13 protein-coding genes are annotated in these 15065 nt (G+C 58.7%); 4 read left to right on the top strand and 9 right to left on the bottom strand.

Annotated features, from left to right (window positions below):
* Positions 1-8: 8 nt before the first annotated feature.
* The 6 genes from K6118_RS01785 to K6118_RS01760 form a co-directional block, all read right to left on the bottom strand.
* On the bottom strand, positions 9-1472 hold the full coding sequence (locus K6118_RS01785; RefSeq protein ID WP_247118445.1) for an AMP-binding protein: 1464 nt from the start codon (positions 1470-1472) through the stop codon (positions 9-11).
* Between the two features lie 9 nt (positions 1473-1481).
* Positions 1482-2324: a p-hydroxycinnamoyl CoA hydratase/lyase gene (locus K6118_RS01780; protein WP_247118444.1), complete on the bottom strand. Its 843-nt coding sequence runs from the start codon at positions 2322-2324 to the stop codon at positions 1482-1484.
* 29 nt (positions 2325-2353) lie between these two features.
* Complete coding sequence (locus K6118_RS01775; RefSeq protein WP_247118442.1) at positions 2354-3751, bottom strand: aldehyde dehydrogenase; 1398 nt, start codon at positions 3749-3751, stop codon at positions 2354-2356.
* Between the two features lie 119 nt (positions 3752-3870).
* The gene (locus tag K6118_RS01770) at positions 3871-6171 is read right to left on the bottom strand and encodes a TonB-dependent receptor (RefSeq protein WP_247118440.1); all 2301 of its coding nucleotides are present in this window, start codon (positions 6169-6171) and stop codon (positions 3871-3873) included.
* 232 nt (positions 6172-6403) lie between these two features.
* Positions 6404-7408, bottom strand: coding sequence for an AraC family transcriptional regulator (locus tag K6118_RS01765; RefSeq protein ID WP_247118438.1), 1005 nt, complete (start codon positions 7406-7408; stop codon positions 6404-6406).
* A gap of 4 nt (positions 7409-7412) precedes the next feature.
* On the bottom strand, positions 7413-8705 hold the full coding sequence (locus tag K6118_RS01760) for an MFS transporter (protein ID WP_247118436.1): 1293 nt from the start codon (positions 8703-8705) through the stop codon (positions 7413-7415).
* Positions 8706-9003: 298 nt separating this feature from the next.
* On the opposite strand from K6118_RS01760, the gene K6118_RS01755 reads away from it, so the two are divergent.
* From K6118_RS01755 to K6118_RS01740, 4 genes are all read left to right on the top strand, one after another.
* Positions 9004-9435: a MarR family winged helix-turn-helix transcriptional regulator gene (locus K6118_RS01755; protein WP_247118434.1), complete on the top strand. Its 432-nt coding sequence runs from the start codon at positions 9004-9006 to the stop codon at positions 9433-9435.
* A gap of 77 nt (positions 9436-9512) precedes the next feature.
* Entirely contained in the window at positions 9513-9863 is a 351-nt protein-coding gene (locus K6118_RS01750; RefSeq protein ID WP_247118432.1) for a protocatechuate 4,5-dioxygenase subunit alpha, read from the top strand.
* Positions 9864-9865: 2 nt separating this feature from the next.
* A complete protein-coding gene (locus K6118_RS01745; RefSeq protein ID WP_247118430.1) occupies positions 9866-10720 on the top strand; it encodes a class III extradiol dioxygenase family protein in 855 nt (284 codons plus the stop codon).
* Between the two features lie 171 nt (positions 10721-10891).
* Positions 10892-11770: an alpha/beta hydrolase gene (locus K6118_RS01740; RefSeq protein ID WP_247118428.1), complete on the top strand. Its 879-nt coding sequence runs from the start codon at positions 10892-10894 to the stop codon at positions 11768-11770.
* 34 nt (positions 11771-11804) lie between these two features.
* Here the strand turns inward: K6118_RS01740 and K6118_RS01735 are convergent, their stop codons facing one another.
* The 3 genes from K6118_RS01735 to K6118_RS01725 all read right to left on the bottom strand — a co-directional run bounded on the left by K6118_RS01735 (position 11805) and on the right by K6118_RS01725 (position 15059).
* On the bottom strand, positions 11805-12203 hold the full coding sequence (locus tag K6118_RS01735) for a MarR family winged helix-turn-helix transcriptional regulator (RefSeq protein WP_247118426.1): 399 nt from the start codon (positions 12201-12203) through the stop codon (positions 11805-11807).
* Positions 12204-12316: 113 nt separating this feature from the next.
* Positions 12317-13471 (bottom strand): AraC-like ligand-binding domain-containing protein, encoded by a 1155-nt coding sequence (locus tag K6118_RS01730; RefSeq protein WP_247118424.1) that lies wholly within the window; start codon positions 13469-13471, stop codon positions 12317-12319.
* 76 nt (positions 13472-13547) lie between these two features.
* Entirely contained in the window at positions 13548-15059 is a 1512-nt protein-coding gene (locus K6118_RS01725) for an AMP-binding protein (protein ID WP_247118422.1), read from the bottom strand.
* Positions 15060-15065 lie beyond the last annotated feature (6 nt).

Here is a 15065-nt window from a genome sequence, read left to right as displayed (position 1 = left end):
TTCGCCTGTCAGCCGCCAAACATCTTGCGCAGCTCGTGTTTCAGCACTTTGCCGACGCCGTTGCGGGGAAGGGCATCAATGGCGACGACCTTCTTGGGGACTTTGTATTTCGCCAGTTTGTCGGCCAGATAGGCTTCAATCTCGGCCAGGCTGATCTCGTCCCCGTTCGGCACATAGAACAGGCAGCCGACTTCACCCCATTTTTCATCCGGTACGCCGACGACCGCAAACTCCCGCATGCCGGCAAATTTGATCAGCTGGCATTCCACTTCACCGGGATAGACATTCTCACCGCCGGAGATGAACATGTCCTTCTTCCGGTCAGTGACCCGGAAAAAGCCGTCCGCATCCTTGGTCAGAACGTCACCCGTGCGGAACCAGCCATCGTCCGTCAGCGTAGCATGAAAATCGGCTTCGCGCCGCCAATAGCCGCAGGCGATATTGTCGCCCTTGAGCTGGAGCTCGCCCGGTTCGTCGTCGGGGACGGGCTTGCCGTCCTCATCCACGATGCGCGCCAGCACCCGTGGGGTCGGGATGCCGACACAGCCGGCCTTGGCGTCGATCATCGTGCGGTCGAGCGGCATGCCGAAAACGGTGCCGGCCTCGCTCATCCCATAGCCGTCGACGATGGACAGGCCGTCCGCCAGCCAGTCCCGTATCTGGGCTTCGGGGTGGGGGGCGCCGCCGGTGAAAATGGCCTTGAGGCCCCTGAGCCTGTCAGGGTCGAAAGCGCTGGAGGCGCGCAGGGCGACGGCCATTTGCGGCACACAGAAATAATGGCTGATCCCGATCTCCGGGTCAGCAAGCCGTGCGAAGGTGCGGTCCGGGTCGAAGCGGTCCGAGACGATCACGCTACCCCCGTTCAGAAAGGCTGGCCGGATGGAGGTCACCATGCCGATGATATGGAACATGGGGGATTCGCACAGGAACCGGCTGTCCCGGTCGACTTCGCCAAGCAGGGTGAAATTGATCGCCGTTTCGCTCAGGTTGCGCTCCGACAGCAGCACGCCCTTGGGCCTGCCGGTCGTCCCGGAAGTATAGAGCATCAGGGAGGGCAGGGCATCGTTTAGGTGCCCGTCCGGCATTGGTGCCGCATCATGGCTCAGCCCCTCAAGGGCATGAATGTCTTCTGCCGGGATCGCCAGTTCAGTGGCCATGTCATCGCCAAAAGTGACGGTGGGCTCACAGTCCTCGATCAATTGATGGAGCTCAGCCGTGGACAGCCGCCAATTGAGCGGCACAAAAATCGCCCCGAGCCGGGCGCAAGCATGATGCAGCGCGATGATCTCGGCACAGTTCTTGGCGAGGCACGCAACACGCGCGCCTTCCCGCACGCCGCGCTCGTTCAGCAGGGTGCTCACACGGGCGACGAAACCGTCAAATTGCGCATAGGTCCAGTCCCGGTCTGAGGCCAGGTCAGTGACTGCCAGCCTCAGAGGATGCAACTGGGCATGAAACCGCACATAGTCCATACGGGGTGCCTATTCCGCCTGTCTCGACTTGTCGTACGCTCCCAGGCCGGGTTTGTAGGTCTTCTCGTCGATGAACTGCTTGATGCCTTCTTTCCGCCCGGAATTGTCAAAGAAGTTCGCCGCTTCCTGCGCGCGGATCAGGTAATCCTCGGCATTGTCATAGGTCATTTCCATGACCCGGCGGATGGCGTCTTTGGTGGCCTTGAGCGCAATCGGGTTTTTCTGAAGCAGCGTTGAGGCGACTTCCTGAACCCGGTCCTTGAGGGACGCCAGCGGCACGGCTTCGTTGACCAGGCCCCATTCAGCGGCCGTCTTGCCGTCGATGTTTTCACCCATCATGGCGTGATACATGGCGTTGCGCATATTCAGGAGGTTGGTGGCCACCTTGGTGGCACCGCCACCCGGCAGGATGCCCCAGTTGATCTCGCTGAGGCCGAACTGCGCCTCTTCCGCGGCGAAGGCCAGGTCACAGGCATGCAGCGGGCCGTAGCCGCCGCCGAAACACCAGCCATTGACCATGGCGATGGTCGGCTTCTGGTACCAGCGCAGGCGGCGCCACCAGCCGTAAGCCTCGCTTTGCGATTCCCGGATGGCACCAAGACCTTTGGCTTCGGTCTCGCGGAAATATTCCTTGAGGTCCATACCCGCGGACCAGGACGTGCCTTCGCCGGTCAGGACAAGCACGCCGACGCTGTCATCATATTCCAGCTTGTGCAGCACCCGCATCATCTGGCGATTGAGCTTGGGGTTCATACAGTTGCGCTTCTCCGGGCGGTTAAATTTCACCCAGGCGACCCCACCTTCAATGGTGTAGGCGACGGTCTCTTCTTCTGTGCGATCTGTCTTGGTCATATGACTTACTTTCTACTGTCTGAACCTGATTAGATTGGGTAATGGCCGGGTTCGGAGGAAATCGTGATCCAGCGCAATTCCGTAAAGCTGTCGATGCCGGCTTTGCCGCCGAAACGGCCGTAGCCCGAAGCGCCAACGCCACCGAAAGGCATTTGTGCCTCATCCTGCACCGTCGGGCTGTTGACATGGCAGATGCCGGATTTGATCTGACGTGCCACCTTCAGGCCGCGCGCGCCATCACCCGTGAAGACCGCGGCACTGAGGCCATACTCGCTATCGTTGGCGATGCGGATGGCATCGGCCTCATCCTTGGCGCGGATCATAGCGACCACGGGGCCGAAGCTTTCATCCCGGTAGAGGTTCATCTCCGGCGTGACGCCATCGATGAGCGTTGCCGGCATCAGGACCGAGTTGGAGGGGCCACCGGTGCGCACCGCCGCGCCTTTGCTCACCGCATCTTCGATGAGGGCATTCACCTTGGTCACGGTTTTCATATCGACCACGGCGCCCAGGGGCGTGTTGCCTTCGCGCGGGTCACCCGTCGCCATGGATTTAACTTTTTCCGTCAGCTTGGCGGCAAAGGCGTCCGCTACGGCGTCGACCACCACCAGGCGTTCGGTCGACATGCAAATCTGGCCCTGGTTCATATAGGCGCCGAAGGCGGCGGCCTTCACGGCCTCATCCAGGTCGGCGTCTTCGAGCACAATGAGCGGGGCTTTGCCGCCCAGCTCCAGAAGACAGGGCTTCAGGTGCTCGGCCGCCCGTTTCGCGATAATGCGCCCGACAGCGGTCGAGCCGGTGAAATTGATGCGCTTCACCGCCGGGTGATCAATAAGCGCGCCGACGATCTCGCCCGCGTCTTCGGGGGCATTGGTGACGATATTGACCGTGCCTTCCGGGAAGCCTGCAATGGCCAGCGCCTCAATAATCAGCGAATGGGTGCGCGGGCAGCTTTCCGATGCCTTGAGGATGACGGAGTTGCCGCATGCCAGCGCGGTCGCAACAGCGCGGACACCCAGGATAATGGGCGCGTTCCACGGGGCAATGCCAAGGATGACGCCAACCGGTTCCCGGATCGCCATGGCCAAGGTGCCGGGCTTATCCGACGGGATGACTTCGCCGCTGATCTGGGTCGTGATGGAGGCAGCCTCACGCAACATGGATGTTGCCAGCATCAGGTTGAACATGGCCCAGCCTGCGGTGGCGCCAATCTCATTCATCATGGCCTCAACAAAGGCATCCTTTTTGCTGCTGAGGGCTTCTGCAGCGGCCAGGAGGACCGTGCGCCGGGCATTCGGGCCCTGGGAAGACCATTCTTTAAAGCCGGTTTCCGCAGCGGCGACAATCTCAGGCAAATCGGCGACCTGCATAGCCTTGGCACTGCTCGCGACCTCTCCGGTCAAAGGGTTCATACGGTCAAAGTTCATATCTGCCTCACATCTATTCTGTCTGGTCAAACCCGTGTTTCTCGAAACACAGTGTCATTCCAGGATACCCACGAATTAGGATGTCCGGGAAGCTGGTTGTCCAGCTTCCCGGATTGTTTTTAGAAAGTATAGCCGACGGTTACGCCGAAGGTCCTGGGTGCTGCCAGGAAGCCGGCGTTGGTCCGGGAGCTGTTGAGGATGAACGTCCCGACATAGATGGTCTCGTCTGTGAGGTTCTTGCCCCAGATGTTGACCGACCAGCGCTCACCCGGAGGCGTGAGCAGGATGTTCGCGTTCAAGGTCGTGACCCCCTTCTGGCTCAGAGCGTCATGATTGAACTGGGAGAAATACACCCGGCCCTTATAGGACATGGACAAGCTCGCCGAGGCGTTCCATTCAGTCCCCGGCAACTGACCATCCAGGGTCGCACCGAGATTGGCGGCCCATTCCGGCGACTGAACCATGCGGTTACCGGCCAACTGCTGGGAAAGGTCGACACCGGCGGGGATCAGGCCCAATTGCTGATACACGGTGTCGAACGGATCGGTGGTGACATAGTCCTTGAACGTAGCGTCAAGATAGGTGGCCGATCCGTCAAAGCGCAGATGATCGGTGGCAAGCCACTTGAGCTCCATTTCCGCGCCCTTGATCCTGGCCGACGCCGCATTCTCATAAACCAGCGTGAAGCCGCTGGTCCCGGCCGGAACGCTGCGTCCCTGCTGCAGGTTGGTGAAATCATAATAGAAGGCCGCGGCATTGAACTGGACCTTGCGGTCGTTGAACATGCTCTTGAAGCCGACTTCATAGGCGTCGACGATTTCAGGGTCCAGAACCGGAGACCGTTGACCGGTCAGGAAGATCCCGCTTTTGAAGCCTTTGGAGTAGCTTGCGTACATAAGAATGTCGTTGGCGGGTTTCCACTCCAGCCGGATGCTGGGCGTGAATTTGTCGAAGCTTTTCGCGTCCGAGAAGGTCAGGACCGGGGCGCCAGGGGCTGTCCAGCGGTCGGTGTCACCCTCTTTCTTCTCGTAGCTGTAGCGTGCCCCAAGGTTCAGGCTGACAGTCTCCGAGAGGTCATAGGAGGCGTTGGCGAAGAAGGCATAGGCGTGGGTCTTGCTGGTGCCGCGGAAGTTGAAGCAGAGGTCCGCGGGGTCCGCGCCGAGAATTTGGTTTCCGACATTGTCGTCGAAACCACAGCCGGCCAGGGTCGGGACTGCGTTCGCAACCGCCTGCGGAACAAGCGGGATGTCCAGCCGGTTATCGGAGGCGATCTTCTCGGTATAGTAATAGGCACCGACAAGGCCGTGCAGTTTCTCCGTATCGAAGTTGAGGCGCAGCTCTTCGCTGAACTGCTTGGTATTGAAGGCTTCCGACCAGATGTAGAAGTCCTTGGCCGTCATGTCGAAGTCGGCCTGCGGGGTCTTCTTGAACGTCTGGTAGTTGGTCAGCGATACCAGCGAGAATGTATCGTCGATATGCCAGTTGAATTCCCCGCTATAGGAATTCTGGTGCCGCTTGTTCTGCAGGTTGACGTTGGAATTGATGTCACGGGGGTTGGTTGCCCGGACGCCGTCTGTCGGCTGCGGTTCAAGCGCGGGGATCGGGGCAGGGTCATACGATGGCCCCCGGAATTTCGGGATATAGTTCTTGTCGTCCTCTTCGTGGTGTTCCGCGGCAAGGCGCAGCGACACATCGTCGGACGGCTTCCAAAGAAGCTGGCCGCGGACCGAAAACTGGTTGGCGTCGTCAATGTCACTGCCGTCGGCGATGTTTTTGCCGTAGCCACCGCGGTTGACGTAGCGAACGGCAATGCGGCCCATCAGGGTTTTAGACAGTGATCCGCCCACAGCGCCTTCAAATTTGACGAGGCTATAGTTCCCGCCAGTCAGCCGGGCATAGCCAGTGGTTTCCTCGGTTGGCTTGTTGGTGATGACGTTGATGGAACCACCTGTGGCGTTCCGGCCATAAAGCGTGCCCTGCGGGCCGCGCAGAACTTCGATCCGCTCGACATCAAACAGGGAGCCGAATTGTGCGGAAGACTGGCCGACAACGACACCGTCGATGTGCATCGCGACGGATGGGTCACCGCCTGCGAACGGGTTGTCCGTGCCGACACCCCGGATCATGACCTGGGCAAAGCCGAAGCTTTCGCCGATTTGCAGGTTGGGGACCATGACCTGAAGGTCTTCAATATTGTTGAAGTTGGTCCGTTCGATGGCATTGCTGTTTACGGCTGTGATGGCAGCGCCGACAGACTGGCTGGTCTGGACACGCTTTTGGGCCGTGACGGTAATTTCCTCAAGCTCGACACCTTCGGCAAAAGCCGGGGCAGTGAAGGCCACACAAGTCGTGGCTAATAGTGAGGCTTTCATGGCAGTGCGCAGGTTTTTGTGCGCTTGACCTTTATAGTTCGGTTGCATACTTGCTTCCCTCCTCAGCCTCAAGGCACATGCCCCAGGCTACATATGTTCCCAGTAGAATCGATGCGCCCTCCCTAAGCGCAGCCCTTAAAAATAAAGGTTCCTGGGGGCTGGAGGAATGGCGCTTAGTGCCAAAAAACCATGCAAAAAAAACGTACCGGATATTTCTGCAAACAAGCATCAGCGGCGCATTTCTGTAATGCGCTCGGGTAGGGACGGGGACTGTAAGCGTTTAAGGCGACCGGGTCAGCCCGCGGCGATAGTCGCTTGGGGCGACGCCTGTCCAGCCTTTAAAGGCCCGGGCGAAAACGGCCGGGTCGGAAAACCCCACGGATTCCGCGATTGAGGTTAGGGTCAGCCCCCGGCTGCCCAGGAGCCTGATCGCCCGGTCCCTGCGGACAAGGTCCTTGAGCTGCTGATAGGACGTTCCCTCATCCTGAAGCTTCCGGATCAGGGTCCGTTTTGTCATGTTCAGGGAGCAGGCCGCTTCCTCGATGACCGGCATGCGGTCGGACAGCGTCTTTTTCAAAAGCTTCTTCAGTTCGGAGGACACGCTGAAGTCGGTTCGGGGCTGCTTGAACAGATCCTCCGGGCAGCGCTGGATGAAGCGCTTCAAGGCACCCGGCGTTTGGGATATTTCCCGGTCCAGGAAATTGCGGTGGAAGGAAAAACCCTGGAAATCGGCGCCAAAACGGTGTTGCCCCGGGAACAGATAGGCATATTCGCTGGTATGCCCGGGGGACGCATAGTCAAAATAGATTCCATGGAGCAACAGGTTTTCCGAAATCAGCCATGAAGCAAACCGGTGCCATGCCATGAGGTTGACTTCGGCAAAAAGGTGCCGGTCGTCTATCTCGGGGGACAGCATATGGAAGACAAGCCGGGCATAATTGCCTTCTTCCTTCAGTTCCATCCGGAAGGCCTTCGTCACCATGGAATAAAAGCGTATCCCGGTCAGAAGCGCCTTGCGCAGGGTGGGCTCGGCGATGGCCGCTTTGCCCATCATGAAGAACGCCCCCCGCGGGATCTGGCTTTCGGAGAGCCCCATGGCTTCATCCTGAAGCCCATCCCAGATACTTCGGACCACAAGCGCCAGTTTTCCGGTTTCGACCCGGGCGCTCGGCGCATCCACAACATCCTTCTCGACCCCGGCAAGGGCCAAGATGCCATCGGCATCCAGGCCTTTTTCCCTTGCCAGGTAATAAAGATCGGTCAGGAAGTTGTTGGAGGCCGTCATGGCTTTACTTTCCCGTCGCTTCCAGGGGGCTTGCTACCGTCTTGTCGGAAGACGGCAACAGGAACACGACACCTGCGGCGACAATGGCGCCGACAGCCATCACGATCGATACGCTTTGCAGCCCAAAGCCGCCATTGAACAGGAAACCGGCCACGACAGGCCCTAGGGCTGCACCACCCCGGCCGATCCCGATGACCACCCCTGTGCCGCTGGCGCGGATGTCAGACGGGAAACTGCTGGCCATCATGGCATAGAAGCCGACCACGCCTGCGTTGGTGAAGAAGCCGGTCAGGGCGGCAATGGTCGACAAGCCTGTGAGCGTCTCCTGGCCCCGGCCGAAGAGCCCGACCATGACGAAGGACATGACCAGGACGCCGATCAACATGGGCCGGAGCTTGCTTCCGCTACCGGTAAGCCCCAGGAACAAGGCGCCAGTGGCCCCCCCAACGTTGGCCCAGACAAGCACCTCGCCCGCAAGTGAGGGCTGATAGCCCATGTCCACAACAATTTTGGGTATCCATTTGATGATGTAATAGAATGTCATGATGTGGGCGAAATAGCCAAGGATCAGCAACAGGGTCAGTGCTTTATATTTGTCAGAAAACAGGACCTTGTGGCTGGCGGTTTTGACAGCCTCAATCGGGTCCGGCAGGCGCTCGATAGCTTCATGGCCCATTTTCTTCAGCGTCTGATTGATGCGCGCCAGGGCGTCCGCCGGCCGCTTGTTGGCCAGATATTCAATGGATTCCGGCAGCAGGAACCAGACCAGCACCAGGCAGGCAGCGGTGCAGATGGCGCCGAACTCGAAGATGGCGCGCCAGTCGAAGTGCTGCAGCAAGACGGTCGACACCGAACCGCCCGCGATAGCGCCGAGCGGATAGCCTGTCGCCATCATGATGACGGCGAGGTTCCGGTATTTGGCGTTGGCGAACTCGGCGACCATGGCATTGGTGGACGCCAGCATGCCGCCGATGCCCAGGCCCGTGAGAAGCCTGACGATGATCATTTCAGTGACCGTATGGACATGAGATGCGCCATACATGCCTGCGGACATCAGAACCAGGCACCATAGGATCGTAGGGCGCCGCCCAATCTTGTCGGCAATATTGCCAAGCAGGACGGAGCCGATGGCCATGCCGGCCAGTTCCATCGCCAGAACAATCCCCAGTTCGGCCCGGTTGATTGCCCATTCATTTGCAATGCCGGGCGAGGCGAAACTGATGGCGAGAACATCGAAGCCGTCGAGCGCATTCAGCAGAATGCACAGCACGACAGCCATAATCTGGAATCCATTCATTCCAGACTCATCAAGAATTGCTTTTGGGTCCATGACCTTGGACATTGGCTTCCCTTCCCTCTTCCCGTCGGGCTCTAACGAAAAATGCACTCTCCCAAATGCATTCCCCGGAATTCTTTTACGCTGGCAGGTCCTCGTCACTCCCGTATGCATGCTACCATAGGGAGACAAAAAACGCAGGCCTTACCTCGCATCACGCACAGAATACCTTGTTGTCAGGCAAAGAAACTGTGCAGTATGATAAATGCTATGCTACATAGCTATTCGATCACTATATATTATAGCAGTTTGACGTCCAATGGTTTCTGATCCCTTAAAAATATATCCAGGCTATGCATTAAAACGTGCTTCCAGTGCCGCGATGGCCGAGTTGACGCCGCGTTTCATGGAGATGGATCTTAGGGCGAGCGAAGCGACGGTTCTGCTGGCAATCAAATATAACCCCGGTATTACCCCGAGCGATATTTCCCGCATGCTCGATATGGCGACGGCGAATACAACGCCCCTCATTCGCCGCCTCGACAAACGGGGACTTGTTGAGCGTACTCCGGTGAATGGCAGGTCCCACAGCCTGAGCCTGACCCGGGATGGCGGAGACTTGGCCGAAAAAGTCTTAGGGGTTGTCGAGGATCATGAGCGTCGGCTGATGGACAAGATTCCCGAGGAGCTACAGAAGCCCTTCATGGAAGCGATTGCGTATCTTTGGAAAGCCGAAGAACAGCTGCCCTAGGAAAATTGAGCAAAGTCAAATCTTCGGCTCAGTAATTTTGTTATAAGACATCACAAAATTACTGAGGGAGACTATCCATGACCGTTCAAGAAGCCCCGCATATATGGGGTACGACTATCTTCGGCCCCGAAGAAGCCATGAAGGGCTATGCCCTTAACAAGATGTGCTACTCGTTCAACGATGCCGACAACCGCGCTGCCTTCGTTAAGGATGAAAGCGCTTATTGTGCCAAATACCACCTGACCCCCGAACAGCTGGATGCCGTCAAGCGGCGCGACGTGCTGGGCATGATCGATGCCGGCGGCAATGTCTATTATCTCGCCAAGCTGGCGGGCATTCTCGGGTTGGATGTTCAGGACCTTGGGGCTTTGCAGACAGGCATGACCAAGGAGGAATTCAAACGCAAGCTTGTGGAACAGGGAGAATAACCATGGCGAATATTGTTGGCAGTATCACAACCTCCCACATCCCTGCGATTGGCGGTGCTATCGCCAAAGGGCTGCAGGATGACCCTTACTGGGAACCCTTCTTCTCGGCTTTTCCGCCGGTGCATGACTGGCTCGCCGACCAGCAGCCGGACATGGTTGTTGTCTTCTACAACGACCACGGCCTGAACTTCTTCCTCGACAAGATGCCGACGTTCGCGATCGGCTGCGCGAATGCCTATAATAATGCCGATGAGGGCTGGGGCCTGCCGGTGACGGCTTCCTATCCCGGTGATGCGGCTTTTTCCTGGCATATCGCCAAGCACCTGATCGAGCATGAGTTCGATATGGTTACCTGCCAGGAAATGCTGGTCGATCACGCGCTCACGGTGCCCTATAGCCTCACCTGGCCCGGCAAGGACAATCGCCCGGTCAAGGTTGTCCCGATCAATATCAACACGGTGCAGCATCCGCTGCCGTCGGCCGCCCGCTGTTACAAGCTTGGCAAGGCTGTCGGTGACGCGATCAGAAGCTATGGCGGAGACGAGAAAGTGGTCATCCTCGGCACGGGCGGATTGTCGCACCAGCTTGATGGCCAGCGCGCCGGCTTCATCAACAAAAAGTTCGACCTGATGTGCCTCGATACCATCATCGGCGACCCGGAGACCCTGACGCGCTACAGCAATGAGGAAATTGTCGAGCTCGCCGGCACCCAAGGCGTTGAATTCCTGATGTGGATTGCCGCACGTGGCGCCCTGGGCGATACGGTGTCGGAAAAACACCGGACCTACCATATCCCGATCTCCAATACGGCGGCTGCGGTGCAGCTTCTGGAAACACCATCCGCCGTCGCGGCTTAACGCCCAACTCATACCCCGCCCCGGCCACGCAGGATTTCCTGTCGTGGCCGGGGTTGTCTGTAACGGGCATCATTGCGCATTTGTTCACGTTTTTCTGTACGTCCGGGCAAGTTGCGCGCGGCGCTCCATGAAAAGCTTTCTCCGAGATTATGATAGGAGAGGGAGGTCCCCATGGCTTTGGCCTTTGAGGTTGCCATCAACCGGTTCGGTATGCGTCTTCATAGCTTTCTGGTATGGCGCGGGCGCAAGACACCGCTCAAGACCATCCGAAACCTCAAGGTGCCGGGCGCGGCCGGGTCTTTGCCTGCGCGGCTCTATACCCCTGAGGGGGAAGGGCCGTTTCCGCTCGCGGTCTTCTTTCACGGTGGCGGCTTCTGTCTTGGCAGTCTTGAAACCCACGATGCGCTCTGCCGGGACCTTTGTGTGGCAGCAGGCGCTGCGGTGCTGTCGGTCGCTTACCGGCTGGCGCCCGCGCATCCCTATCCTGCCGCTCCGGATGATGCCTATGCCGCGACATGCTGGGCCGCCGGGGCCGCTGAGGTGTTGGGCGTAAGGCCGGGACCTTTCTTTGTCGCGGGCGATAGTGCGGGCGGCTGCCTGGCAACGGTGGTGGCGCGCCGGGCGCGGGATGAGGCCGGGCCGAAGCTTGCGGGGCAAATCCTGATTTTCCCCAAGGTCGATATGGTCGGTCCGGTGACGGAATCGTACCGTCAGAATATCGGGACATCGATCATTTCGGAAAAATTCGTCACCATGTTCGAAGGGGCGTATGTGCCGGATCGGCGCCGCGCGGGTGAGCCCGATGCGTCGCCTATGCAGGCAGGGACCCTGAAGGGGCTTCCGCCTGCGCTCGTGCAAACCGCTGAACTGGACCCGTTACGGGATGAAGGCGAAGCCTATGCACGCCGCCTTGAGGCCGAGGGTGTCGAGACCACGCTTACGCGCTATGACGGGGTGGACCATGCTTTCGTTGGTTTCACCGGGCCCTCAAAGCCCCATAAACAAGCTGTCGCGGAAATCGCCGCCTGGGTCAGGCAGCATCTGGCCTAGCTAGGGCCTCATATCCTTGGGGCAGGGCGGGTGCCTAGGGTTTTTCGACCAGCTTATATAACAGGCTGGTCAGCTGTTGTTGTTCCGCTGGGGTCAGCCTCGACATAAGAACTTTCTCGCGCTGGCGAAGAATCTCTTTGCTGCGGACAAGCAGGTCTTCCCCCTGCGGGGTGAGATAAATGGCGAACGCGCGCCCATCCGTCGGATGACGCTGGCGTTCCAAGTGGCCAGCCTTTTCCAGTTCATTGACCAGGGGCGCGATGTTTTCGCGTGCGATATTCAGCGCTTCGCCGATCTTGCCCTGCCGGATGCCGGGGTTTTCATCAACAATGGCGAGGATGGACAGTTGCACCGGCCGGAGCCCGACGACTGCCATTTCCGCCTGAAAGTCCGACGCAAAAATATTGTAGGTTTGCCGCAGCCGGAAGCCCATGAGGCTTTCGAGCCAGTCCTTCGTGATGGCATCATTGTCGGCTAAGGGTTTTATTGCGAGGTTTCCTCGGGCTGCGCTACTCATTGATCTTCCATGTTGTTTAGAGGCGTCACCTATGCCGCCTCTTCCCTGTTTGCATGGCCGTCATGCACGTGCGCATTTCTGTACTCACGCGGGCTCATACCAAACCGTTCCCGAAACACCCTGGCGAAATGGGTGGTGTTATTGAAACCCCACTCGAAGGCCAGTTGGGTGATCGTCCGGTTCTTCCAGTTTGGATTGCCCAAGCGTTTCTTGATTTCTTCCAAGCGGCGCCGCCGGATCAGTTCCGAGACAGTTTCTGTATCTTCGGAAAACAGCATATGCAAGTAGCGCGGCGAAATTTGGAAGGATTTTGCAATTGAAGAAACGGACAGGTCCGGCTCCTGGAGGTTAGCCTCAATATGGCAGCGGATATGGCTCCGCCGGGCGGAGCCGGTTGCCGATGCGAGGATTTCCTCACCGAACAGGCTCATGCAGGTAATGACACACAGATCGCAAAGATTCTCGCCGATGCGGCCGGTGATGTCTTCCGCCAGGTTGTCTTTAGGCAGTTCCCAGATGTTCTGGAGGGACCGGGACAGGACCGTGGCCATGGCTGAGTTCCCGTCGATCCGCCGGCCCAGAATGAATTCGGGGGCCGGGATCCGGCGCTTCAACTGGTTGTGGTCGATAATCAGGATGATAGCGCTGGCCTGCTCCTTATACTCCAGGCTATAGGCCATGCCGCTGTCATAGAGGGTCAGGTCACCTGCGCGGATGACCGATTCGCGGCCGTCCTGGGTGATGGTCATTTCGCCCTGGGTCTGGAGATGCAGAAAGTAGCGCCGTTCCCGGCTCCAGCTCGCCTGCTCCGATGAGCGGACAATCTGCGACGCCTCGGTGACGATCTGCGCCAGGTTGACGGTTCCAAGGGGAACCTGGTCGATACGGCCCTGAAAAGCCTGCAGGTCACGGGGTTTCACGTTTACCGTGGCAAAAACCTCCCGGATGACTGAATTCCAATGCTCGGACTTCCGAGCGCCCACAAATTCTTCTGTCGAATAGTGTTTCATGCCTTCCCGCCTCCTTGATCCCGGCGTAACCACCCTTCCCATTTGGTCGAAAGCGCCAGTTAGTGATGTTGTATCACTAATATAGTGATAAGGTATCACAAAAATATCTTGAATCAATATTTTTGAATCTCGGGGGTTCAGCAGGTAGGAAAAAGGGGCCGCTTCGGCTGGCAAAACCGCCGCCCGCAAGGCTTAGGCGGCTTTGCCAGTCTCGGGCGTAGCGCGGTACAAGACCGCCAGGGGCTGAGGGTCAGCTATCTGATCCCCCGGATTGGCGCCACAAGTGCTGAAGTTCATGCTTCTTCACTTTGCCCGAGCCAGTGCGCGGAAGCGCCGTGACCGCCCGGTAATGTTTCGGCACCTTGTATTTCGCCAGCTTCTGGCCGCAGGTGTCCTTGATACTCTCCGCCGTCAGCTCTTTGCCGTCGACCCAGACATAGAAGGCACAGCCGACCTCGCCCCATTTTTCATCCGGGACACCGATGACGGCGACTTCGGCAATCTCGGGCATGGCCAAAATGGCGGCTTCAACTTCCGCCGGATAAACATTCTCACCGCCTGAGATGAACATGTCCTTCTTGCGGTCGACCAGATAGAAGAAGCCGTCAGCATCGCGCTTGACCATGTCGCCGGTCTTGAACCAGCCGTCGTGGAAGGCGCCTGCGGTGGCTTCCGGGTTTTCCCAATAGCCGTCCGTGACACTCGGCCCTTTGATCCAAAGCTCACCGGCCTCACCGGTCGGGACTTCGTTGCCGTCAGGGTCGACGATTTTGGGCTCAATGCTCATAAGCGGCACGCCGCAGGACCCGGCTTTGCCCAGAATGACCTCCCGGCTGTAGGTCGGCATGCCGAACGCCGACCCCACTTCCGTCATGCCGAAGCCGTCCGACATCATGATGCCTGCGCCTACGAAGCGCTCGATCATAACCTTGGGGTTGGGGGCGCCACCGGTCGTGTAGGTCTTGAGCGATGACAGCATGCTCAGCTCGAAGCCAGGCTGGTTCCACATCATCTGCGCCATCTGCGGCACCGAGAAATAATTGGTAATGCCGAGGGCAGGGTCGGCGATGCGGGCCAGGGTCCGCTTTGGGTCGAACCCGTCCGAGATCAGGACGCGTCCGCCCGCCAGAAGCGGTGACCGGACCGCGGCGATCAGGCCCGCGGTGTGGAACATGGGCAGGTCGCACAGAAAGACATTGTCGGTGCTGACTTCGTTCCCGTGAATATAGTTGGTGCCGCTCCAGAAGATATTTTTCTGGCTGAGACGGACACCTTTCGGGTGGCCGCTGGTGCCGGAGGTATAAAGGAGCGTTGACGGTGCATCCCACGCGGCGCGCCAGGCAGGGTCACTGGGCTGATGATCTTCAGCTATAGCCGCGTCGACAGCCGCGGAAAGGGACAGCATTTCACCGTGGTGACCTTCAAGGGCTGTCTCGATGCCCTTGCCCTTCAGAACAAGGGCTGGGTCTGCGTTCGCAAGAATGCCGGCGAGCTCAGCCGCGGACAGGCGCCAGTTCAGCGGCACGAAGATCGCGCCCGCCCGCTCGCATGCAAGCTGCAAGAACAGGATTTCGACGCAGTTTTTCGCGACAATGGCAACCCGCTTGCCGCTTTTTGCCCCCAGCTTGTCCACCAGCCAGTGGGCGCACTGGTCAACGACACGGTCGAGCGCGCGGTAGGAGAAGGACCTGTCCGTCTCCAGGTCGACGACTGCGACGTGTGTGGGTCTGAACAGGGCGTGAAATGAAATGGCGTCAATCATTTAACA

The organism is Kordiimonas marina, assembly GCF_023006325.1.
Lineage (GTDB): Bacteria > Pseudomonadota > Alphaproteobacteria > Sphingomonadales > Kordiimonadaceae > Kordiimonas > Kordiimonas marina.
This window is presented reverse-complemented; position numbering and strand designations above follow the sequence as displayed.